General features: G+C 44.1%; 17 protein-coding genes. 11 read left to right on the forward strand and 6 right to left on the reverse strand.

Annotation, left to right across the window (positions count from 1 at the left end; genetic code table 11):
• Positions 1 to 19: 19 nt before the first annotated feature.
• The 6 genes from thiD to malZ all read left to right on the forward strand — a co-directional run bounded on the left by thiD (position 20) and on the right by malZ (position 8,242).
• Complete coding sequence (gene thiD, locus FKN93_RS08355) at positions 20 to 904, forward strand: bifunctional hydroxymethylpyrimidine kinase/phosphomethylpyrimidine kinase (protein ID WP_170904854.1); 885 nt, start codon at positions 20 to 22, stop codon at positions 902 to 904.
• Between the two features lie 66 nt (positions 905 to 970).
• Positions 971 to 2,404, forward strand: coding sequence for a 6-phospho-beta-glucosidase (locus FKN93_RS08360; protein ID WP_170904855.1), 1,434 nt, complete (start codon positions 971 to 973; stop codon positions 2,402 to 2,404).
• 145 nt (positions 2,405 to 2,549) lie between these two features.
• The gene (locus FKN93_RS08365) at positions 2,550 to 3,551 is read left to right on the forward strand and encodes a LacI family DNA-binding transcriptional regulator (protein ID WP_170904856.1); all 1,002 of its coding nucleotides are present in this window, start codon (positions 2,550 to 2,552) and stop codon (positions 3,549 to 3,551) included.
• A gap of 297 nt (positions 3,552 to 3,848) precedes the next feature.
• Complete coding sequence (locus tag FKN93_RS08370; protein ID WP_170904857.1) at positions 3,849 to 4,328, forward strand: hypothetical protein; 480 nt, start codon at positions 3,849 to 3,851, stop codon at positions 4,326 to 4,328.
• A 203-nt stretch (positions 4,329 to 4,531) separates the two neighbouring features.
• The gene (locus FKN93_RS08375) at positions 4,532 to 6,337 is read left to right on the forward strand and encodes an alpha-amylase family protein (protein WP_170904858.1); all 1,806 of its coding nucleotides are present in this window, start codon (positions 4,532 to 4,534) and stop codon (positions 6,335 to 6,337) included.
• 69 nt (positions 6,338 to 6,406) lie between these two features.
• Positions 6,407 to 8,242, forward strand: coding sequence for a maltodextrin glucosidase (gene malZ / locus FKN93_RS08380; protein WP_170904859.1), 1,836 nt, complete (start codon positions 6,407 to 6,409; stop codon positions 8,240 to 8,242).
• 47 nt (positions 8,243 to 8,289) lie between these two features.
• On the opposite strand, the gene FKN93_RS08385 is transcribed toward malZ, so the two are convergent.
• Both FKN93_RS08385 and FKN93_RS08390 read right to left on the reverse strand, forming a co-directional pair.
• The gene (locus FKN93_RS08385; RefSeq protein WP_170904860.1) at positions 8,290 to 9,831 is read right to left on the reverse strand and encodes a BCCT family transporter; all 1,542 of its coding nucleotides are present in this window, start codon (positions 9,829 to 9,831) and stop codon (positions 8,290 to 8,292) included.
• Complete coding sequence (locus FKN93_RS08390; RefSeq protein ID WP_170904861.1) at positions 9,818 to 10,717, reverse strand: homocysteine S-methyltransferase family protein; 900 nt, start codon at positions 10,715 to 10,717, stop codon at positions 9,818 to 9,820. Before FKN93_RS08390 ends, FKN93_RS08385 begins: the two co-directional genes overlap by 14 nt.
• 255 nt (positions 10,718 to 10,972) lie before the next feature.
• Between FKN93_RS08390 and FKN93_RS08395 the strand changes: the two genes are divergently transcribed.
• The gene (locus FKN93_RS08395) at positions 10,973 to 12,151 is read left to right on the forward strand and encodes a DUF3103 domain-containing protein (protein WP_170904862.1); all 1,179 of its coding nucleotides are present in this window, start codon (positions 10,973 to 10,975) and stop codon (positions 12,149 to 12,151) included.
• 333 nt (positions 12,152 to 12,484) lie between these two features.
• Positions 12,485 to 13,753, forward strand: coding sequence for a S8 family peptidase (locus FKN93_RS08400; protein ID WP_170904863.1), 1,269 nt, complete (start codon positions 12,485 to 12,487; stop codon positions 13,751 to 13,753).
• Positions 13,754 to 13,817: 64 nt separating this feature from the next.
• On the opposite strand, the gene FKN93_RS08405 is transcribed toward FKN93_RS08400, so the two are convergent.
• Together FKN93_RS08405 and FKN93_RS08410 are read right to left on the reverse strand one after the other, a co-directional pair.
• The gene (locus tag FKN93_RS08405; RefSeq protein WP_170904864.1) at positions 13,818 to 14,753 is read right to left on the reverse strand and encodes an exopolyphosphatase; all 936 of its coding nucleotides are present in this window, start codon (positions 14,751 to 14,753) and stop codon (positions 13,818 to 13,820) included.
• 192 nt (positions 14,754 to 14,945) lie between these two features.
• Positions 14,946 to 16,682: a methyl-accepting chemotaxis protein gene (locus FKN93_RS08410; protein ID WP_004395510.1), complete on the reverse strand. Its 1,737-nt coding sequence runs from the start codon at positions 16,680 to 16,682 to the stop codon at positions 14,946 to 14,948.
• Positions 16,683 to 16,941: 259 nt separating this feature from the next.
• Here FKN93_RS08410 and FKN93_RS08415 point away from each other — a divergent pair, with 259 nt between their 5' ends.
• Positions 16,942 to 17,415: a methylated-DNA--[protein]-cysteine S-methyltransferase gene (locus tag FKN93_RS08415; protein ID WP_170904867.1), complete on the forward strand. Its 474-nt coding sequence runs from the start codon at positions 16,942 to 16,944 to the stop codon at positions 17,413 to 17,415.
• Positions 17,416 to 17,442: 27 nt separating this feature from the next.
• On the opposite strand, the gene FKN93_RS08420 is transcribed toward FKN93_RS08415, so the two are convergent.
• Positions 17,443 to 17,619, reverse strand: coding sequence for a DUF6435 family protein (locus tag FKN93_RS08420; RefSeq protein ID WP_154168473.1), 177 nt, complete (start codon positions 17,617 to 17,619; stop codon positions 17,443 to 17,445).
• A 211-nt stretch (positions 17,620 to 17,830) separates the two neighbouring features.
• On the reverse strand, positions 17,831 to 18,211 hold the full coding sequence (locus FKN93_RS08425) for a hypothetical protein (RefSeq protein WP_170904865.1): 381 nt from the start codon (positions 18,209 to 18,211) through the stop codon (positions 17,831 to 17,833).
• A gap of 364 nt (positions 18,212 to 18,575) precedes the next feature.
• Here FKN93_RS08425 and FKN93_RS08430 point away from each other — a divergent pair, with 364 nt between their 5' ends.
• Entirely contained in the window at positions 18,576 to 20,216 is a 1,641-nt protein-coding gene (locus FKN93_RS08430; RefSeq protein WP_004395514.1) for a methyl-accepting chemotaxis protein, read from the forward strand.
• 193 nt (positions 20,217 to 20,409) lie between these two features.
• A complete protein-coding gene (locus tag FKN93_RS08435; protein WP_249374165.1) occupies positions 20,410 to 21,984 on the forward strand; it encodes a TonB-dependent receptor in 1,575 nt (524 codons plus the stop codon).
• Positions 21,985 to 22,105 lie beyond the last annotated feature (121 nt).

Raw genomic sequence — 22,105 nt, forward strand, 5'->3', positions numbered from 1 at the left:
TCATCTATAGGAGCCTTTCATGACCAATACCTTATCTGCTATTTCATCCATCCCCATCGTATTAACCATTGCTGGCTCAGATAGCGGCGGCGGCGCCGGGATCCAAGCCGATATCAAGGCCATTTCCGCCACTGGTAGCTATGCTTGTAGCGCCATTACCGCCATCACCTCACAAAATACCCTTGGAGTAACGGCAATTTTACCGATTGCCATTGAACACATTGCCAGTCAACTGGATGCGATTTTTAGTGACTTTACCGTGGCCGCGGTAAAAATTGGCATGCTGGCTGATAGCCAGATTATCCATATCGTGGCTGAAAAACTCCGTCACTATCAACCAAAGATTATCGTGTTAGATCCGGTAATGGTCGCCACCAGCGGTGATGCGTTACTTGCCGAACAAGCCGTCAATGACTTAAAACAGCAGTTATTACCATTAGCCACGGTTATTACCCCCAACTTACCCGAAGCCACGGTATTAACTGGCTGTCCGATGCCAAAACACGACCAGCAACTTGATGAGATCATCACCGCATTACAAGCTTTGCCAAGCCAAGCGGTGCTGCTTAAAGGTGGCCATTTTACTGCATCAGTAAATAGTCACGATTGGCTGATCTGCGGATCGTGGGTAACGTGTTTTTCAGGGCGAAGAATCCACACCAGCAATACTCATGGTACAGGTTGTACCCTTTCTGCAGCGCTCGCTTCTTACCTCGCGCAAGGCTTAAGCCTTGAGCAAGCGGTAACGCGAGCAAAGCATTATATCTCGCAAGCCATCTTACATGCTGACCAGTTACAGGTAGGTAAAGGCCATGGGCCTGTGCATCATTTCTATGCGCTTCACGGCAAAGTTCACACCGAACAGAAAAATTTGGAACCGGTTACAGAAACCGGTTCCAAATGAGTGAAAAACGATCTAGACTAGCCACAGGTTAAGCATGTTTCTAATAAGATGATTAAGGGGCAACCTATGACACAGTACAGTTTTCCGAAAGATTTTCTCTGGGGCGGCGCAGTGGCGGCTCACCAAGTAGAAGGTGGCTGGAACAAAGACGGTAAAGGCGTGAGTGTGGTTGATGTGCTGACTAAAGGGGCGCATGAAGTACCGCGAGTAATCACCGATAGCGTAGAATCCGATCAGTTTTATCCTAACCATGAAGCGATTGATTTTTATGGACGTTATAAAGAGGATATCGCGTTATTTGCTGAGATGGGCTTTAAATGCTTTCGCACATCGATTGCTTGGACGCGGATTTTTCCGAACGGCGATGAAGCCACACCTAACGAAGCTGGGCTGCAATTTTATGATGATCTGTTTGATGAGCTATTGAAATACGGCATTGAACCGGTCATCACCCTTTCGCATTTCGAAATGCCGAATCACTTAGTGAAACACTATGGCAGTTGGGCGAATCGACAAGTGATCGACTTTTTCGTTAAATTTAGCCAGACCGTGATGGAACGCTATCAGCACAAAGTCAAATACTGGATCACTTTTAATGAAATCAATAATCAGCGTAACTGGAAGCTGCCGATTTGGGGATATTGTAACTCAGGGATGATCTACACCGATTACCCAAATCCTGAACAGATGATGTACCAAGTGCTGCACCATCAATTTGTTGCCAGTGCGCGAGTGGTCAAATTAGGTCATCAAATAAACCCTGATTTTAAAATCGGTAGCATGATCCACATCATGCCGCTCTACCCTGCCACTTGTCGTCCAGAAGACGTATTACTCGCACAAGAGCTCATGCGCGAAAAGTATCTATTTAGTGATGTTCAAGTGCGTGGCTACTACCCAAGTTATCTGATTAAAGAATGGCAACGTAAAAATATCCAAATCGATATTGCCTCTGGGGATGAGCAAATTTTACGTGAAGGCTGCGCTGATTACCTCGCGATCAGCTACTACATGACCAATATTGTCTCAACCCAGAAAGAGGAAGGACAAACGACCTCCTTGTTTGAAAATAGCCGTCTCAATCCATATCTACCCGCCTCTGATTGGGGCTGGCAAATCGATCCCGACGGTTTACGTGTTGCCCTATCTGAACTGTATGAGCGTTACCAAAAGCCAATTTTTATTGTCGAAAATGGCCTTGGTGCGATTGATGAAGTACAAACGGATGGTTCAATTAATGATGATTATCGAATTAACTATCTCAGCGAGCACATCAAAGCGGTGGCTACCGCCATTAACTACGATGGTGTTGACGTGATGGGTTACACGCCTTGGGGCTGTATTGATTGCGTGTCTTTTACCACCGGTGAATACAAAAAACGTTATGGTTTCATCTATGTCGATAAGCACGATGATGGTACGGGAACCATGGCGCGCTCGAAAAAGAAAAGTTTTTACTGGTATCAGCAAGTGATTGCCAGTAACGGACAAATTATTTAATTGCATCGATACCCAAACCACTTGCCGTTGCCGCTAGGCGGCAAGTAGGAAGGGTATAGAGCTGAGATGAATAACACGCTACACTCACCAGCCCTTTGCACGCTCAAGTGACAAAGGGCTGGATCAGTTAGGAGTAATCGTCGTCATGGCCACCATTAATGATGTATGCAAAGCCGCCGGAGTGTCTAAAGCAACCGTATCACGAGTGCTGAACGGCAATGGCCAAGTAAAAGAATCTACCCGCCAAGCGGTTCTTGCTACCATGCAACAACTCGGTTATCAACCCAATACCTTGGCGCAAGCGCTGGCCACCAATACCTCTCATGCGATTGGTTTAAGCTTACCGCATTTTCAAAGCAGCTATTTTGGTAGCATTCTGCATCATGCCGAACAAGGGGCTCAGCAAGCGGGCAAAAAATTGCTGGTAGTGAATGGTAAAAATAGTGCTCAAGGTGAGCGAGAAGCGCTGCAAACATTGGCGAATCAACGCTGTGACACGATTATGATCTATAGCCGTCATTTAACGGAAAGCGAGCTCACTCAATGGCAACAGACGCATGCCATACCGCTCGTGGTGTTAAATCGATGCTTTTCTACGACTGCCATCGCAAGCTTTGGCTTAGATCAAACTCAATTAGCCACCCTTGCCGTCCAACACTTACTCACCCTTAACCATCGAGCGATTGCTTGTATTACTTCACCGCTCAACAGTGAAACAGGACAGCTCCGCTTCGCCGCTTATCAGCAGCAACTCGCGCAATCTGATATTGAACCCAAGCCTGATTTGATCGCCGAAGGCGATAATAGCCTTAACTCGGGCTACCATGCTACCCAGCAGCTACTCACTCGAGGTGTCCACTTTAGTGCGATTTTTGCCTGTAATGATGATATGGCGATTGGCGCCATTCGCGCTTTACATGAGCACCGCCTGCACGTACCACGGGATATTGCCGTCGTTGGTATTGATAATGAACCTGCAGCGGCCTACGGCATTCCAAGTTTATCAACCGTGGCGCTGCCGATCGTCGAGTTAACTCAGGCTGCGACACAATGCGCGGTAATGCTTGCTAATAAGCAGCCAGTGACCTCATTGCATCATACCTATCTTGGCCAGTTGATAGTGCGTGAGTCGTCACTGTCCGATTAATTTTCAACGTGAAACGATCACATTGCGCCGATTAAATGATATAACCATGACTGCCTTTTGCACTATTGTTGATAAAACGCAAAGCAACACCTTGCTGCACAGTCAATGATGGTCTTTTCACACTTAACTGCCCTCCTCTACCCCAATAACTTGGGGCTGCAGGTAGGCGGCAAGTGAGTTCATCCCCATGAGCATAGACAGACTCTATGATTGGGGTGAACGAACGTAGCCAACACCCCTGCAGCTTAAAGTAGGAAAAGTATAGCGGTTAAGTTTTCTCTAAAGTAAGGAATATGTATGTCTGATATCGCAACCAGTATTGATGCCATTCAGCCGATGGTTGAGTCTTCTTCTGGCTCTATTTGGGGTTATGTTGTCGGTGGGCTAGTTCTTGTCGTGGCCGCTGGTTATTTTGGTTTTAAAAAGATTAACCAACCTGCATTTGTGATCAAACAAATTCGCAAGCGCAACCGCAAAGAAATGCAAAAACAAGGGATAGAAAGCACCGAAGCCTTAGCCGATTTAGATCATTTGTTGGATGTCGTTCAACAACACGCTATCGATAATGGCATGAGTGGTACAGCGATGGTTCAACTGCTAGCTCCACTCAATGATAAAGCCAAAATCAACTCTGCTGCCGGGTTTTATCAGGCCATGGCTTATATTGCCAAAAACATCAATCAGCCACAGCTAGTGAAAAGCTTACAAAACAAATCTAAACAAGTGAAATCCAGCTCGCCACTGATGGCCGGACTACTGAAACGCGCTGGGGTTTAATTCTCGATTTCTGTGGCTTGCTATAATCACCAGCAGGCCATAGCAACAACCATTCCGTTCATTCGTATAGCTTAACCTCGCTCACACTTTTCCACTCTCCCTTCGATCTACGCCCTAAATTGCTGAGTAAGGGATGAGTTGCATTATCAAACCATTGTCTACCCTTAAGCGGTTTCTTATTGATAGCAGTTAGGTTTTAGACGATGCATCCAAAATATTCCTCTTCAAAAATAAACGTTTATCAAGTATTCACTCGTCTATTTGGTAATACGCAAACCGCCAACATCCCTTGGGGCACAAAAGCGCAAAACGGAGTGGGTAAGTTTAGTGATTTTACGCTTAAAGCCTTGCAAGAAATTGCTCAATTGGGAGCAACGCATATTTGGTATACGGGTGTTCATCATCATGCTTTAGTGGCCAATTATCGCCAGTTTGGCATCAGTGATGATCATCCAAGCGTAGTGAAAGGACGCGCTGGTTCGCCCTATGCGGTGAAAGATTATTACTCAGTCAATCCCGATTTGGCCGATAACACCGCGCAACGTAACCAAGAGTTTTTGGCCTTAATTAACCGCTCACATCAGGCTGGATTAAAAGTCATTATTGATATTGTTCCGAATCATGTGGCACGACACTATCAAGGATTAAACAATCCTCCCGGTGTCGAGGACTTCGGACAAAGTGATAATACTCAACTTGAGTATGCCAGAGACAATAATTTTTATTACCTACCCAATCAGGTGTTTCAAATGCCCGATCTGCCCGATCACTTAGCACCATTAGGGGGTGAAAATCATCCGCTCCTGGCTGAGTCTTATCAAGAATTTCCAGCCAAATGGACCGGCAATGGCTCGCGGCAGGCCAAACCGGATGTGGACGATTGGTATGAAACGGTAAAGATTAATTACGGCGTTACCCCTAGTGGAGAAAAAGACTTCGCCGAACTGCCAGAATCTTATCGTTGGCTTTCTCATCAAGCGCATTTTACTTTTTGGCAGCAGCAGTCGGTGCCGAACTCGTGGCTTAAGTTTCGTGATATTGCGCTCTACTGGCTAGAGCAAGGGGTTGATGGGTTTCGTTATGACATGGCGGAGATGGTACCGATTGAGTTTTGGAGTTTTATGAACTCAGCGATCAAGCACGTTAATCCTAATGCCTTTTTAATGGCCGAAGTCTATCAACCTGAGCTTTACCGTGATTATATTCAGTTAGGCAAAATGGATTATTTGTACGATAAAGTCGATTTATACGATGGGTTAAAAGCCATCATGCAGGGCAAATCCTCAACCGCGATCATTGGCAGCATTGAGCATCAAATGCGTGATATTGAACATCATATGTTGCATTTTTTAGAAAATCACGATGAACAACGCATTGCCTCAGCTGAGTTTGCCGGTGATGCTGAACAAGGGCGGCCAGCGATGCTGATCTCTACCTGTTTATCCAGTGCGCCGACCCTAATTTATTTTGGTCAAGAGGTGGGAGAGCCAGGAGCGGAACAGGCTGGATTTGGTCAGCCGTCACGCACCTCTATTTTTGACTATATTGGCGTACCTGAACATCAAAAATGGCTTAATCATGGTCGATTTGATGGTGGGCAGTTAAGTGATAAGCAGCGCCAGCTACGTCAGTTTTACTGCCAGCTACTCAGCTTAGCTAAAAACAGTCCAGCGCTGATGGGCGATTATCACGATTTATACGCCGAGAATTGGCCACTTTTTGCAGAGCAACAACATACGCTGTTTGCCTTTGCCCGCTCTTGCCCTGAGCAAAAATTGATTATTGCCGCTAACTTTAGCACCACGGCAAGTAAAACCGTGCCACTGCATTTACCCCAAGAGCTGATTAAACATTGGCAATTGAGCGAGGGAGAATATGTCTTAATCGATCATCTCAATCAGCAACCACTCACACTGGTGGTAACGAAGCAGCGCAGTTATGTCGAGATAAACTTTCAGCCGCTTTCCACACATTTTATTGAAATTGACCCTGAACACTTAGCCTTGTAAGCCAGTTGCTGATCTTCTCCCTGCTGAGAAAAACAGCAGGGAAATTGTACGATGATGAAGGAGTATAATATGCGCGCCCCGTTTCTTTTTCACGGCCAAACTGAATCATGGGTTACTCGCCACCAAGATTCATTAACCTTAACCCTAGCTATTGAACGCTCATTTCCATGCCGCCAAATTCTCGTGCGTCATGAGCCTGATAATGAAGAACATTTAGTCGAGATGGTCAATATAACCACTCATGAACGGCTCACTTATTGGCAAGCAACTATCCCGCTAAATCAAGATCGCGCAGTGACTCACTATGTTTTTAAGTTACTCTCTGAGCAAGGTCAGTGGTGGTTAGATGCGAAATCTGTCTCTGCGCGAATCCCAAGTCGTGAGTACCACTTCAAGTACAATGCACAACATCAGCCACCATCTTGGGTTAGTCGACAGGTTTTTTATCAGATTTTTCCGGATCGCTTTGCTAATGGCAAACCGGAAATCAGCGTGAAAAGCGGAGAATACTGTGTCAGTGGCGGCAGCAAACCGGTGATTGCTAAAGCATGGGGGGAGCCCGTTGATAATCATCAAGGCAATGGCGGCTGTGAATTTTATGGCGGCGACCTATATGGGGTAGAAGAAAAGCTTGATTACTTACAAGATCTTGGCGTTACTGCGCTGTACCTAAACCCGATCTTTCATGCCCCTAGTAATCATAAATACGATTGTATGGATTACTATCATGTCGACCCACACTTAGGCACCAATCAACACTTTGCGCAGTTGTGCGATAATCTTCATCAGCGAGGGATGAAAATTGTGCTCGACGCGGTTTTTAACCATACTTCTACCGAGCATCCGTGGTTTAATTTACAGGGTTGGCATCAAGAAGTAGGCGCTTATCAATCGGTCCAATCCACTTATCGCGATTACTATTTTTTCCAAGGCGACACTCAAGAATATATCGGTTGGAAAGGTGTCGCTAGCTTACCGGTGTTGAACTTTCAGCATCCTGACGTCAGAGCGGCTATTTATCAATCTGATCAAGCGGTAATTAAACATTGGCTAAAGCCTCCGTATCAAATTGATGGCTGGCGCTTTGATGTTATCCATATGCTCGGTGAAGGTGAAGGTGCCAAAAATAACGCTCATTACGTGCAAGCCTTTCGTGATGCGGCAAAACAGATCAACCCGGATTGCTATGTATTGGGTGAACATTTTTTTGAAGCGACTCAATGGCTACAAGGCGATCAAGAAGATGGCGCGATGAATTATTATGGTTTTGCGCATCCTTTACGGGCCTTGCTCACGCATTTAGATATTGCTTTTCACCCTATCGATATCCAAGTAGCGCAGTTTCTCGATTGGCTAGCAGAAGCCAGAGCCAAAATCCCGTGGGCGAATCAGTTAGCGCAACTCAATCAATTAGATAGCCATGATACCGCACGATTTATGGAGCTGATCGATGGCGATCAACCGTTATTTCATATCGCCAGCACGCTACTTTTCACCTATGTGGGTACGCCTTGTATTTATTATGGGACGGAGGTTGGATTAAGAGGCAGTCATGACCCCGACAACCGTCGTTGTATGCCTTGGCAGCAAGTGACAACATCACCTTATTTTGCTTTCTTTCAACAACTGATTGCGCTACGAAAACAATATGTCGCTTTGCAGATAGGCGATTTTCAACTGCTGTATCAAGATGAGAGCAGTTTTGTCTTTGCACGCTGCTATGCGGAGCAAAGAGTTCTGGTTGCGATTAATCTTGGTCATGCCCGCGACGTATGTTTGCCCCTCTGGCAGTTGGGGTTAACCAGTGGGGAGTTTAGCAATGCGCTAAACGCACAACATTATGAGTATCGACATGGAGAAATGCTCATCACGCTTGAGGCCAAAAGCGCTATGATTTTAAGCTAGCCAGTACCAAGCAAGCCGGTTGTTAATTCCGGCTTGCTTGGGTTCAGTTACTCCACTTTACTAAGCACAATCTGGCGATCAGGCACCGTTTCTGCTTCACTGTGGCTGGGTAAAATGCCTAACGTATGTAAAAAACCTTTCAACATAATGGCATAGATAAACATCATCGGCAGACCGGCAACCACACACAGTGATTTAATGGTCTCTATGCCGCCGCCTGCTAAAAATACACTGAGACTGATCAAACCAATGGCCGCCGCCCAAAGTAGCTTCACTCGATTATCCGGATCTCCATTCAGTTCAAGTTGATTGGTGGTTAACATCGCCGTAGCGACACTGGCGCTCGACATGGTGGTCAACATTAAGAAAAATTGGATGATTAAAAACAAAGCGAGGATCCAGCCACCGCCGGGTAAAGTTTTGATCAAAGCGACCACAGCGTAGGTTAATCCCCCTTCCACCATCCACGCTTGAACGGGTAAGCCACCTAGCATTTGCGCCCATACTGCATAACCACCGAAAATAGAGATGAAAAATGCGCAGCCTAAAGCGCCCATCGAAAGGGTATAAAGGATCACCTCTTGAATAGTACGACCGCGTGAAATACGGGTGATAAAGAGCCCCATCATGATCAAATAAGCGTAATACCAAAACCAATAGTATTGCGTCCAACCTTCAGCAAAGCCACTTTGCTGAACCGGATCGGTCCACAAAGACATTCTAAAAAAGCTATCTAGCATCACCCCTAATGAATCAGTAAAATTATTAACGATGAAAGCAGGCTGAGTGACCAGCAGAACAAACAGCGCAAACACAATCGCCAAGGTCACTGTCCAGTTTGAAATTTGATTAATGCCTTGATTAAAGCCCACTAACATCACCGCGACTAATGAGCTAACAAACAACGCAATAATAATCCCTTGAAGACCAAGGCTGTTATTGATCGCCAATAAATCGGCAACCCCAGTACTCACCAGCGTCACGGTTAACGCCAATGAGCTAGCAAAAGCAGCCAGCGTGCCAAAAATCGACAACAGATCAATACTTTTGCTGACCAGCGGATGATTGCCGACCACGGATGAACATAAACTCGACACTTTTAAAGTGCGCCTTTTCTGCACATAAAAAGCATAGGCAAAAGGAATCGCGGGGAAACAGTAAATTGCCCAGCCAGTGATCCCCCAATGGAAAATAGAATAGGTCACAGCCCAAGCCGCGGCTGGGTAACTATTCGCCTCGGCAAATAACGGCGGCGATTGTAGGTAATACATCGGCTCACCAATCGCCCAGTAAATCAAGGATGCACCAACACCAGCGGTGAATATCATCCCACCATAAGAAAAATTGCTGTATTCGGTTTTTTCATCACCCAGACGGATTTGGCCATGTTTGGAAAAGGCGAGCCAGAGTAAAAAGCCGACTAACGCCAAACTGGCTAGTTGCACCAACCAGCCAAACCAATGACTGACCCACGCCATCGCTTGTCCGGCCATGGCTTGTGAGTTGGCAGGATAAAGGGCTGAAACGGTCAGTAATACCAAGACCAAAATAATCGCCGGGAAAGCCAAGCCATAGTTAAGATTTTTCAAGCGCCTGCCTCCAATCCTGTAAAGCACGAATATGGGTTGGGGTAATACCGCAGCAGCCACCAATCACGGTTGCGCCTAGTTCATACCACTGCTTGGCAAACTCAACATAATCTTGCGCGCTGAACTCACGCATCGCCTGAACGGTTTGATTAGCCGCATGTTGCGCTTTAATCGGCGCAAAGCTATTGGCATACACCCCGATCTCGATACCGGTTTGATCTCCATTCAACACATTTTTCGCTTGCGAAATAGCATCCGCCATCACTTCAGGTACTGAACAGTTGAATAACATCCCTGCCCCTCCTGCCGCAGCAACTTGCTGAGCCGCATCCGATACCGACTCTCCAGAACGCAGCAGCGCCACATCGCCATCATCTTGCAAAGTAAACGAGTAATAACAAGGCTTACTTGATTGCCCTAAGACCTGTTGAATCATGCTCAACTCTTCTAAGCTAGCAATGGTCTCGGCAATCCAGATATCCACGTAAGGATCTTGCGCCGCATACAGGGTTTGGGTGATCGCTTGCGCTGGTTGCGCTTGAAACAGATCGGGGCGATAGCTGCCCATTGCTGGCGGAATTGAGCCTGCTACCTGTACGGCATGTGGCGCTTGCTGTGCAACCTCAGCAGCAATTTTCGCCGCTAAACGGGCCAATCTTGCGCCATCACTGCGATACAGTGCTTCGCCTAAATGAAAGGGCACACAGGCATAACTATTGACGGTAATGATCTCGGCACCGGCATCAATAAAACTCTGATGAGCTAAACGGACATGATCTGGCGATTCAATCAGTGCTTGGGCGCTCCATAACGGCTGTGAAAACGGCGCGCCTATGCGTTTTAATTCCCGGCCCATACCGCCATCAAGAAGGGTAAATGTGCTCATATTCTTGTATCCATACTGCTTTATTGGTTCAAGCATTGAAGCATACTGTGAGCAAGATCATAGTGAATAAGCTTCAAATACAACATGAAAAATTTTCAGGTTAGATATTTGATTTCAATCGACATTTTAGAGCTAAAAGTCTAATGCTTGATCTTCGTTCAATATTTGCCCGGCCAATATGATTGACGGAATCAATCATTATGTTAAATTCACCGCGAATACCCCCGTTTTATTTGCTGCCATAAAGAGCTTCTTATGATAAAAAAAATAATCCTAATTGCCGGATTGGCCCTCGCCCTGCTAGGTTGTAAATCCGAAGATGATAGTGCTTTACGCGCTCAACAGCGCGCTGATGCTATAAGTAATGAAAAACGCGATATCGCCTACTATTTAAGTCAACATTATAATTTATATTCAAGCTCACTACAGAGCACACTGAATAACCATAATTTAAGTGTTTCGATTGCCGATTTAGTGAGTGACGATCAAAGTCCAACATTAAGTGCTCGTGTTAAACAAGCGGATGAAACGATTCGTACATTACAAGGTATCGAAGCGTTTACCGATGAGTTATTAGAGCTTCGCTTAGCCGACGGCACCATGCTCAAAGATCTGCAACAAGGCCAACTGCCATTATTCGCCTTTGAACCCAAAGGTAATGAGCAAACCTGGCAGTTTATTGAAGCGTTCGACATTTATGGCAATATCCACCAGTTGGACGTCTATCAATTACCAAGCTTTCCTGTATTTGTTGTCGATAATAACAGCGCAAAATCACTACAGGCAGGCTTACAAGCTATGCGTCAGGAACTGCAAAAATTGGGACAACAACCCATCAGTCAATCTGACGACCTCCTATCGACATCGCAAGCGCGTAACCTTAGTGTGGCGAATAAATCAGATGTGCAACCTCTCTCAACCACGGTATTGAAAAAAATCCGCCTTGAAGATGACAAAGAGCCTTGGATTTTGGGTAAAGCTGAAATTTATGCTTTGGTAACAGGGGTTGATCCTAGTCGTGATAAACCGACGATTGATGTGGTTGACATGCCTTATTTGGATTATGACAAGATAGATTACTATCCTAACCAAGTAATGATCCATTGGGCGCGCTATCGTTGGGGAGCGGTTGATATAGTATTAATGGAGCAAGACAGTGGTACCGATTATAAAGAACTGGCTAAGCTGTTGGTTGAAGCCGCAGAAAAAGTGCTACAGTCAATTCCTGATCTTGAAGCTCAAGGGTATTCAGTGATTGCCAATATCACAGGTAAAATTATCGATGCCATCCCCAGCGGATTGCTGACTAACGATGATGATTTTGTTGATGTTTTTTATACTATTCAGCAAGATAAGCCTTATATTGATCATCCAGGGGCAACCAATAACGCACTGGTCACGTTAGAGCCTTTAACCATTTATCCTACTCGTTAATTTCAGTATTTCGTTTCCCTAAAACCGAAAGCTTTGCTTTCGGTTTTTTTCTGCCTCTTGATAGATATTTATGCGATTTATAATGGATAAATAATCATTATAAATCGCCATGCTGTAAATCAAGCAGACTAAAAAATGTACAGTTTTTTTTTACTTAATAGTCTATCAATATCATTAAATTAACCAATAGATAACAATTCAGTAAATAAAAACAAACACATTCACCCAGCTAATAATAGCTTTATTAATAAACTATAAAACTGGCGAATGGCTGCCGTTGTAATGATCCTTGATGAGTGGTATTTGCCACTAACATTTTACAAGGATAAAAAAATGTTTAAGAAAAATGTCAAACGTACAGTACTGGCTGGGTTATTGTTGCCAACTTCAATCTCACTGGCAATAGCATCTCAGCTTAAGGATCAAGAAGTACCGAGTTTTACCCCCTCTGTTGCTGTTGAAAATCATCAAACAGAACAACGCTATTTTGTTACCTACGTGCCTGGGGCAACCAGCGGACCAATGCGGATGAGTCAAAACGGCTTAACAGAAACAGATTTCTCTCTGCAAAAAGCCGCCGATATATTAAGTACTCAGCAAGTAACGGTCATCAATCACCTCGAGTCATTACATACTTCAGTGGTTGAGATGACGCCAACTCAAGCCAAGCAACTGCTCGATAATCCTGATGTGGCGATGATCGAAGTCGATCCAATACGCTATTTATTCGATGCTGAGATTGAGCCTTACGCACAACAGACCCCATACGGAATCCGTATGGTACAAGCGGATCAACTCTCTGACGTTTATGCGGCTAATCGTAAAGTTTGCGTCATCGACTCGGGATATCTTCGCAACCATGTTGATCTACCGAGCGCTGGAGTCACAGGCAGCACTTTCTCTGGCCATGGTTCATGGTTCACTGATGGCAATGGCCATGGAACTCACGTTGCAGGGACAATTGTCGCACTGGATAATAATGTCGGAGTTGTTGGGGTTCTACCGTCTGGCTTAGTCGGCCTACACAACGTAAAAATCTTTAACGATTCCGGTGTCTGGACTCGCGCTTCGGATTTGATTCAAGCTATCCAATCTTGTCAAAGTGCAGGCAGTCATGTGGTAAATATGAGTTTAGGTGGTAGCCAAGGCAGCGTAACCGAACAAAACGCAATGCGTAACTTTTACCAACAAGGGATGCTCTTAGTTGCAGCAGCAGGTAACTCAGGAAACAGCGGCTTCTCATACCCGGCGTCTTATGATGCAGTGGTCTCAGTTGCGGCAGTTAACTCAGGTGGTAATGTGGCTAACTTCTCACAGTTCAATTCACAAGTTGAGCTTTCAGCGCCCGGGGTGAATGTTTTATCCACGGGAAATAATGGCGGCTACTTAAGCTATAGCGGAACCTCAATGGCTTCTCCTCACGTTGCAGGTGTCGCAGCGCTGGTTTGGAGTCACTTTCCACAATGTCGACCAGAGCGAATCCGTCAGTCACTCAGTCAAACGGCTCTCGATCGTGGTGCCGCAGGTAGAGATAATTTTTACGGTTGGGGGATAGTTCAAGCGAGAGCTGCCTATAACTGGTTATCTCGCAATGGCTGTTAATTTCTAACATTGAGAAGATGAACAGGGTACTGAGTACCCTGTTTGTTATTTTCTAGAGACAAATCTAACCGTCTAAATTAATTTGTTTGATCAATTCTTCTTGTACACGGTCTGCTTCAGATAAGGGAATTTGACAGGTTCCAGCAGCATGATGACCGCCGCCACCGTATTTGAGCATTAACGCACCAACATTGGTTTTGGAACTACGATCAAAAATTGATTTACCAGTGGCAAAAACAATATTCTGCTGTTGAAAACCCCACATTTTGTGAATCGAGATATTACAGTGAGGAAAGAGCGCATAAATAATGAATCGATTACCAGCATAAATCACTTCTTCATTGGTTAAATCCAATAAAACAAGATTACGATAGACTTTTCCACAGCGCTGAATCTGTTGTTTAAATTTAACTTCATGCTCGCGATAAAGCTCTACCCGCTCCTGCACATCAGGCAGTACCAAAATTTGTTCAATACTTTGGGTACGACAATTCTCAATCAAATTCATCATTAAGTTATAGTTGGATACTCGAAACTCTTTAAATCGGCCGAGCCCAGTGCGAGCATCCATCAAGAAATTTAATAAGTTCCAACCTTGAGAATCGAGCACTTCATCGCGAGTAAATTGAGCCGAATCGCCTTTATCAACCGCCGTCATCATCTCTACCCATCGCTCCGGAAATACCGAACCTCCCCCATAATGATCCCATACCACACGCGCAGCAGAAGGTGCATTCGGGTCAATAACATGATTAGGCCGAGCCCCTTGATTACGAATGGTTTCTGATAAATGATGGTCAAACACCATATGTGCTTCTTTAACATAAGGTAAATTGGTAACAATATCGTGTTCGGTAATCTCTATCAGTCCATCTTGCATATCTTTCGGGTGTACAAACTTAATCTCATCAATCAACTCAAGCTGTTTGAGCAATACAGCGCACACCAAACCATCAAAGTCACTTCTCGTGACTAACCGGAATTTTTGTTGTTCTGACATAGCTAATTCCTTTATCTATTTTTTGTTATTCAACGGTGAAGAAACCGGAAAAATAAATACAGCACTCTTTAATATCATCGAGCTTAATAAAGCTCACCAATGATTAAAAATCAAATGAAACACTCTCTATCTGTTTATAAATCGACCCTCTTATGAGGGTCTATATGATTAATAGGCTTATGCATCAACTTATTAAGTTCGAATATGTTTAATCGCAGCATTTAAATCATCAACATTGTGCTGCAAATCCCTAACCACTGGACCAAGTTGATTGATGGCAATATTCATATCAGAAGATAGTGATTTAATATTACTGAGATTACTCGATATCTCATCACTCACTGTTAACTGCTCTTCCGTTGCTGAGGCAATAGAGGTATTAAGCTTATGGATTTCAATGGCCGAGTTTTGTATGGTGCCCAATGCTTCATTAGCGGTAGACATATTCGTGCGTGTCGATTGCATTTTATCGGCACTGGAACGAATGGTTTTGGTAGACTGCTCCGCTTTTTCTTGCAGCGCAGAAATCATGGTTTCAATTTCACCCGTTGACTGTTGAGTTCGCTGGGCAAGAGAGCGAACTTCATCAGCGACAACCGCAAACCCACGCCCTTGCTCACCGGCACGAGCCGCCTCAATCGCCGCATTCAATGCCAGTAAGTTGGTTTGTTCGGCAATAGCCTTAATGACGTCAAGCACATTACCAACATTATTCGATTCATTCGCCAATTGCTGAATCACCTCAGACGTTTTGGTAAATTCGCTTTCCAGCTCACCAAACTCATGAGTCGTTTTATCAAATACCTGCTTACTGGTGCTGGCTTCTTTTTCTGCACTACCGGCGTACTGCTCAGCCATCGTAGTACTTTCAGCAACGGTAGACAATGCCGAGGTCATCTCTTCCATAGCGGTAGCCGCCATTTCTAGCTCTTGGCTCTGCTGATTCGCCACTTTTGCATTTTGCTCAGTCACATCACGAATCGTGTCTGAGATAGCAGAGATAGTATGGTTAACTTGGTTAATTTTGGTAATGGTCGAAGAATAGCTAACCAAGACTTTGTTGATAGTCGAACCAATGATCCCGAGTTCATTATTACTCTTATCATCCACTCGTAGGGTTAAATCTGAATCCTTATCGACTTTTTGGAGCAAGGTTGCCATGCTGTCTATCGGTTTCACGACCTTACGATTGACAATGAAGTAGCCAAGAATGGCAATCACAAAGACAATCACTAATGAGATATTACCGATCAATACGGTATTTTTTACTTTCTGTGCGGCCTCATTCATCTGTTGACTGGTACGATTCTCCAGTTCAGTAAAAAACTTATCAATTGGAGCCATGATTTTGGCTTTTTCTTGATGGTATTGATTACTGTGTAATAACTCGATGGCCATATTACGATCCGGCGCTCTTCTGACGGTATAATTCCCACTCGCATCAGCAAACAGTCCTTTAACCGCATTCATGGCTTTGACTTCCATGTTAACTAACGCATCGGAGTTAGCTTGAGCTTCTCTCAGTAAGCGAAACTCTTGTTCAGTAAAGCCTAGATCACTCATCATTTGATTAAGCGAAATAGCCTTACCATCTCGTTTCGGTTTTTGACCATGTTGTAAAACAAGATCCCAATAAATGGTGTGGTAATTTTCTGGGCGGGGTTTGTTTCCGTTACGAATATCTAAAATATCCATATACATTTTTTCGTACTTTTCATCACCGGTGACGACATAAGTACGTCCTAAACGGGTTAAATCATCAGAGCTTTGGCGAAGTTCATCTGCCGCTTGATAGGATTGATAGCGAACTTGCGCCATATGCTCAACTTGGTGCATTAGTCCATTGAGCTGCAATACGGTTAAGACACTGATAATAATACCCGCACCAATCACAGCAAATACGAGCTTCATAGTATTGTTGATAGTCATAACACTGCCTCTTTGTTTTTATCAACGAAAATAAATTAAGCCGTATTGTTTTTATTATTACTATCAGCATAGAACAGGGTGATGATTCATGAAGGACTTTTTCTGACTTGTGAGAGAAAAAGGAGTACTCATTCTCGCTTGCACCCTCTTTATAATGGCTAACAACAGAAAGACTGTAGAGGTAGAAATAGCTAGTATGTTTGTGAATAATGAATACACTATCCCTGAGACTGAACAGCGCATAGAGACCGTCACTATCATGAATACTTTTACCCATTACCAAAGCCCTTTTGGGGTCATGACGCTACAGGCTTGCCCACAAGGATTATTGGGCGCTTGGTTTGCTACCGAAACCACCATGCCAACAGACTTAGGTATCGAGTCCGCACACTGCCCGCTACTTATCGATACCATACAACAGCTAGAGGAATATTTTGCTGGCCAGCGCACCCAATTTTGTTTGCCTTTAGCCGCCACAGGAACACTATTCCAGCGATCGGTTTGGCAAGCATTGGGCAACATCCCTTATGGCGAGACATGGAGCTATCAACAGTTGGCTGAAGCAATCGGTAACCCGAAAGCCGTCAGAGCGGTAGGATTAGCCAACGGAAAAAATCCACTTTCCATTATCGTTCCCTGCCATAGAGTGATTGGAAAAAATGGCAAACTAACGGGCTATGCGGGAGGTATAGAGCGCAAAGCAGGCTTATTAGCATTAGAAAGAGGCGATTAAGTACTGGGTACTAAAGCGCTCTCAGTATTACTTTTGTTCAGCTTCTAGACGCTCAATCTGCTGGTACATCTCATCCGCTTCAAAGGTGAGCTGTGAGTAAGTCCGAATATCCCCTTTTCTCTGCGCCAGCATCGCATTTTCGAGCTTCAGAGCATGTTGTTTTCTAAGCTTTTTGGTTGGGTCAGATTTAAATATTGAAAACATTCAACCATTCCTTGATTTGGTAATTGTTCACTATCAAGTTCTACGTAGGATCCATTACCTTAGATCATCGGTATAACATAACGTTTAATGACGCTAACGGTTTCTAAAAATACAAATCGTTTAAGAAGAAAAAAGCGTTCGCAACGCATTGTGCTGCTAACGCCTTAAGTCCAGATAATATGATGAATGATACGCTAATTAACGCTACATTTTACTCGCCATCAATATCGCAATTAGTACAACTTTGCAGGGCGATTTCGTGTTCAAAGTCAATCGACTCGCTACCATCGACCAATAGCTCTGCGATCTCATCCGCCACTTCTTGCTCATCTTCGGCTTCAACTTGATCAGCAAGCTCTTCTTCAGAGTAACCAAAGAAGTTAAGCAACAAATAATCACGCGCTTCGTCTTTCGTGCACGTCACCTTAACCGAAAGATCCGGTTCGATGCTGTCTTGCGCCGTGATTGTCGCCACTTGTGCTAATACGTCCTCTTTCATCGTCGCCGTTAACCAACCCAAATCAGTACTCACTGTGGTTTTTTTACAGTTAAAACAAGGGAGTGGATGAAAGTAATATTGAAAATTAGTCATGGATTATTTCTTCTTTGTCTGTTATCTAGCAAGATTATCCGCGTTTTGATAAAAAATACCATCTCTATATACCCAAACAACTTTGGCTACAGCTTTAAGCTGAATGGATAACAGACAGTTAAAATGACTAAAGGCTTGCGTTTCAGTGACGTCTCACCGCCCTTGCCTTATCTATAGTGCTGAAATTAACCTCTTTAACAACAACGTATTCATGCATGATTGGCATAAAAGCTAGACACTGTACACAACTTAACAAACTTACTTCTTTGGTCTAATTTACAGAACTCAGTATCATTTGTTACTGTAGATAAATATGAAATCTTAATCATATTATTATTTGGTCATATATCAAGGAGTGATGTTTATGACTTATGTTAGTCTGCGCCGACTTTCTATCCGTAATCGTCTATTTTTACTTACTGCCATCATTCTGGTCATGCTTGCCGTACCTTTTGCAATTACGGTCAAAGACTACCGAGCCGATCTGATGCGAGAAAAACAAACCCAAACACAGTACTTAGTCGAGAGCGCTTATACTTTAATGGAATATTATGCTCAGCAAGCAGATCAAGGCACACTTAGCACTGAGCAGGCACAACATGCAGCAAAAAAAGCAATAGCTCAATTACGTTATGGAACCAATGATTATTTCTGGATTAATGATACGCATCCCACTATGGTCATGCACCCAATGCAACCCCAGATGAATGGTCAGAGTTTACGCAATTTTAAAGACCCTAACGGAAAAGCCCTTTTTGTAGAAATGGCTAATATAACCCAGCAAAATCAACAAGGAGTCGTCGAATATCAGTGGCCAAAACCAGGGTCGAGTTATCCAGTAGATAAAATTTCCTATGTTAAACAATTTAAACCTTGGGGCTGGGTAATCGGCACAGGCATCTATGTCGATGATGTAAATGCGCTAATAATGGCTCGACTAAGTTCGATTGTTGTTTGGATCATTGGAACGCTAGTTCTTTTACTTGCCTTTGCCAGTCTAATTGGGCGCAGCATTACTCAACCTTGTGAGGAAACACTAGCTCGGCTCAAAGACATTGCTCAAGGCGAAGGCGATCTTACTCGCCAGTTAACAGTCACTGGTAAAGATGAACTGGCTCAAATTGGTGAGGCGTTCAATCTCTTCACTAATAAAATTCGCCATATCATCCAAAACATTACCCCGATCACCGAGAGTGTTACTGGCTCAGCGAAGGAATTAACCCAAGTAGCGCAAAACGCTTCAAGCAAAGCTTATGAGCAACACCAAGCTGTCGACACCGTTGCTTCCGCCATGAATCAACTACATGTGTCAAATCAAGAAGTTGCTCAATCGGCTTATCAAGCAGAACAATCGGCGCACAATGCAAATCAAGCTGCGAATCAAGGGCAACGAGTGATCACTCAAGCTTCAACCGAAATGCAATATTTGCGCGACCAGTTGACGCGTACCGAACAAGAAACACAAGCGCTAGCCAGCGAGACTCAATCAGTCAGCGCAGTATTGGAAGTTATACGCGGCGTAGCTGAACAAACCAATTTACTGGCACTGAACGCTGCCATTGAAGCAGCACGTGCCGGTGAACAAGGGCGTGGTTTTGCGGTGGTTGCTGATGAGGTACGGACTTTAGCAACTCGCACCCAAGCCAGTACCAATGAAATTGAGCAAATCATTTCTGGCCTACAAAAGAAAGCTCAAAACGTCTGTCAATCGATGACACAAACGCAACAGCAATCACACGTCACTCAGCAACAAGCAGAACAGGCGCAGCAAATGCTCAATGAGATTGAAACGCAGATTAAAACGATCTTGGCTTTCAACCAGCATATCGCTAGTGCAAGTAGCCAGCAATCTGAGGCCACCAATGAAATTACTCGTAATTTAACTCAGATTGCTGAGCATAGCACCCAAGCTACCGCACAAGCCAATCAAGTCGCTACCGCAAGTGAACAGTTGATGGAAAACGGTCAGCAACTAGCACGTAGTTTTGCTGTGTTTAAAACTTGATATTGTGGTATCTCTATGACGTGTAAGAGAGCTATAGTGCTTATCTTAATTATTGAACGCGGCTTACCCTTTAGGAGAACGGTATAATAGTCACCAGAAATTAATGATAATAAATATCAATTGCATTTACAGAAAGAGGAAAGGTTCCTATAATCAGTCGCTTTAATAATAACGACAAAAGTAAATAGTTACCATGCTCACTGATTTTCCTATTTCTTGTAAAATAAGCCTAATCTCGTTGATTGTATTCCACAGTATTACTCTCCATGCGAGTGAAAAAGCCGACGAATCCATTGAAGTTATTGGTGTACGTTACGCGAAACCGATCACCATCGCTAAACCCGCACAAACCACTATTGATTCTGATCAGATTGAAGAACAGCAATACGCCAACTTCGCAGAGTTGGTTGGCTCAGTGCCTGGAGCAACACTGGATGGTGGAGCACGATCCGGAGGTGAACGGATTAATATTCATGGTTTCAGCGACCCTAGCGACCTTGCAGTGTACGTTGACGGTGCCCCGATCGGCTTTCAACAGTATCGCTATGGAACCTTCTTTTTTGATCCATTCTTAATTGGCGAAACAGAAATTATTAAAGGCACTCACGATTACCGAGCAATCAATGGTAAGTTTGGTGGGACCATTCGCGTTAAAACGAAAACGGTTGATGACCTCCTAGGCCACGGACAGAACTTCGGTACTCGTGTTTCTACCGGTTACAATACCAACGGTAATGAAAATAGCCAAACCTTAAGTGTCTACGGACGCACTGATACCGGTTTTTATTTCTTAGCGAATGGTTCAATCAAAGATTCTAAAGATACACAAGTGGGTGGCGGTGAAACGGTTGATTATTCAGCGTTTGAACAAAACAATCTACTATTGAAAACGGGTTATCAAAGCTATCATCATCAATTGAATATTATTAGTACACGCTACCGCGATGAGGGACGTAAACCTTGGGCTAACCGGCGTGGAAAAATGCCAGAAATCTCTGACTTCAACATCAAAAAATATGGTTCACTTGAAGCGGCACAGTACGCAAATACGGCGTATAATACTTACCAAGACAATACCACCACCTTGTCATACCGCTTTATTCCTTCTAATCCTTATATCGACTTCACACTAACCGCAGCGCGTTCCAAAAACGAACGTCATTGGGTGCGGCCAGATATTGCCTTTGAAAAAATGTTTGTTTCCGTTGGCAATTATGGGCACGAATCTTGGCTCAGTTATCAACGCGACTACTTAGATATTTCCAACCGATCGAGCTTTATCGATCATGAGCTGGTGGTAGGGCTACAATATGAAAAAACGGATCGTCAGTCACTCGTTTATAATGCATCTTATAAAACGAAAGCAGAGAAAAACTATGGTTGGTATACGCCCTACTTTGAACCATCAGGTGAACAATCCACTTATGCCGTGTATGTTGCCGATCACTATCGCCTAAGCGATGCACTGCGCATTATTCCCTCATTGCGCTATGAGTACATAGAAAGTCAGGGTGAAGGTAACTCGGCACCCGATTACAATGATCCGAATGCCGGACATGATTACAGCAAAACTACACATCAAGGTTTAAGTCCTCGTTTAGAAGTGCACTATCAATCAACGCCAAATACGCTGCTTAATTTCTCTTATGCCTATGCGCTCAAAGCACCAACCATTGATGACCTCTATTCGGTGCAGTTTGCTCTGGCCAGCGCCCCCGCCACAGCACGTGATTTAAAGGTATCACGTATTCATGCTTATCAAACCTGAACTCTGGATAAGAAACTGAGCTGGCAGAGGAACTAATTGCTCGTTCCCCGATCTGATCATTCGACCAAAAGGAACAGATACCTCCAAGGAAAGAGCATGGACAAATTAATTGAAACCTTCT

Origin of the sequence: Vibrio sp. A8-1 (genome assembly GCF_013048685.1) — a bacterium.
GTDB lineage: Bacteria > Pseudomonadota > Gammaproteobacteria > Enterobacterales > Vibrionaceae > Vibrio > Vibrio metschnikovii.

What these genes read in the sequence shown, in the direction of transcription:
- FKN93_RS08360 (WP_170904855.1), top strand. Translation starts at nt 971, where the DNA reads ATGACACAGTACAGTTTTCCGAAAGATTTTCTCTGGGGCGGCGCAGTG.
- FKN93_RS08435 (WP_249374165.1), top strand. Translation starts at nt 20,410, where the DNA reads ATGCTCACTGATTTTCCTATTTCTTGTAAAATAAGCCTAATCTCGTTG.
- malZ (WP_170904859.1), top strand. Translation starts at nt 6,407, where the DNA reads ATGCGCGCCCCGTTTCTTTTTCACGGCCAAACTGAATCATGGGTTACT.
- FKN93_RS08395 (WP_170904862.1), top strand. Translation starts at nt 10,973, where the DNA reads ATGATAAAAAAAATAATCCTAATTGCCGGATTGGCCCTCGCCCTGCTA.
- thiD (WP_170904854.1), top strand. Translation starts at nt 20, where the DNA reads ATGACCAATACCTTATCTGCTATTTCATCCATCCCCATCGTATTAACC.
- FKN93_RS08390 (WP_170904861.1), bottom strand. Translation starts at nt 10,717, where the DNA reads ATGAGCACATTTACCCTTCTTGATGGCGGTATGGGCCGGGAATTAAAA.
- FKN93_RS08425 (WP_170904865.1), bottom strand. Translation starts at nt 18,211, where the DNA reads ATGACTAATTTTCAATATTACTTTCATCCACTCCCTTGTTTTAACTGT.
- FKN93_RS08430 (WP_004395514.1), top strand. Translation starts at nt 18,576, where the DNA reads ATGACTTATGTTAGTCTGCGCCGACTTTCTATCCGTAATCGTCTATTT.
- FKN93_RS08405 (WP_170904864.1), bottom strand. Translation starts at nt 14,753, where the DNA reads ATGTCAGAACAACAAAAATTCCGGTTAGTCACGAGAAGTGACTTTGAT.
- FKN93_RS08415 (WP_170904867.1), top strand. Translation starts at nt 16,942, where the DNA reads ATGAATACTTTTACCCATTACCAAAGCCCTTTTGGGGTCATGACGCTA.
- FKN93_RS08375 (WP_170904858.1), top strand. Translation starts at nt 4,532, where the DNA reads ATGCATCCAAAATATTCCTCTTCAAAAATAAACGTTTATCAAGTATTC.
- FKN93_RS08370 (WP_170904857.1), top strand. Translation starts at nt 3,849, where the DNA reads ATGTCTGATATCGCAACCAGTATTGATGCCATTCAGCCGATGGTTGAG.
- FKN93_RS08400 (WP_170904863.1), top strand. Translation starts at nt 12,485, where the DNA reads ATGTTTAAGAAAAATGTCAAACGTACAGTACTGGCTGGGTTATTGTTG.
- FKN93_RS08410 (WP_004395510.1), bottom strand. Translation starts at nt 16,682, where the DNA reads ATGACTATCAACAATACTATGAAGCTCGTATTTGCTGTGATTGGTGCG.
- FKN93_RS08365 (WP_170904856.1), top strand. Translation starts at nt 2,550, where the DNA reads ATGGCCACCATTAATGATGTATGCAAAGCCGCCGGAGTGTCTAAAGCA.
- FKN93_RS08420 (WP_154168473.1), bottom strand. Translation starts at nt 17,619, where the DNA reads ATGTTTTCAATATTTAAATCTGACCCAACCAAAAAGCTTAGAAAACAA.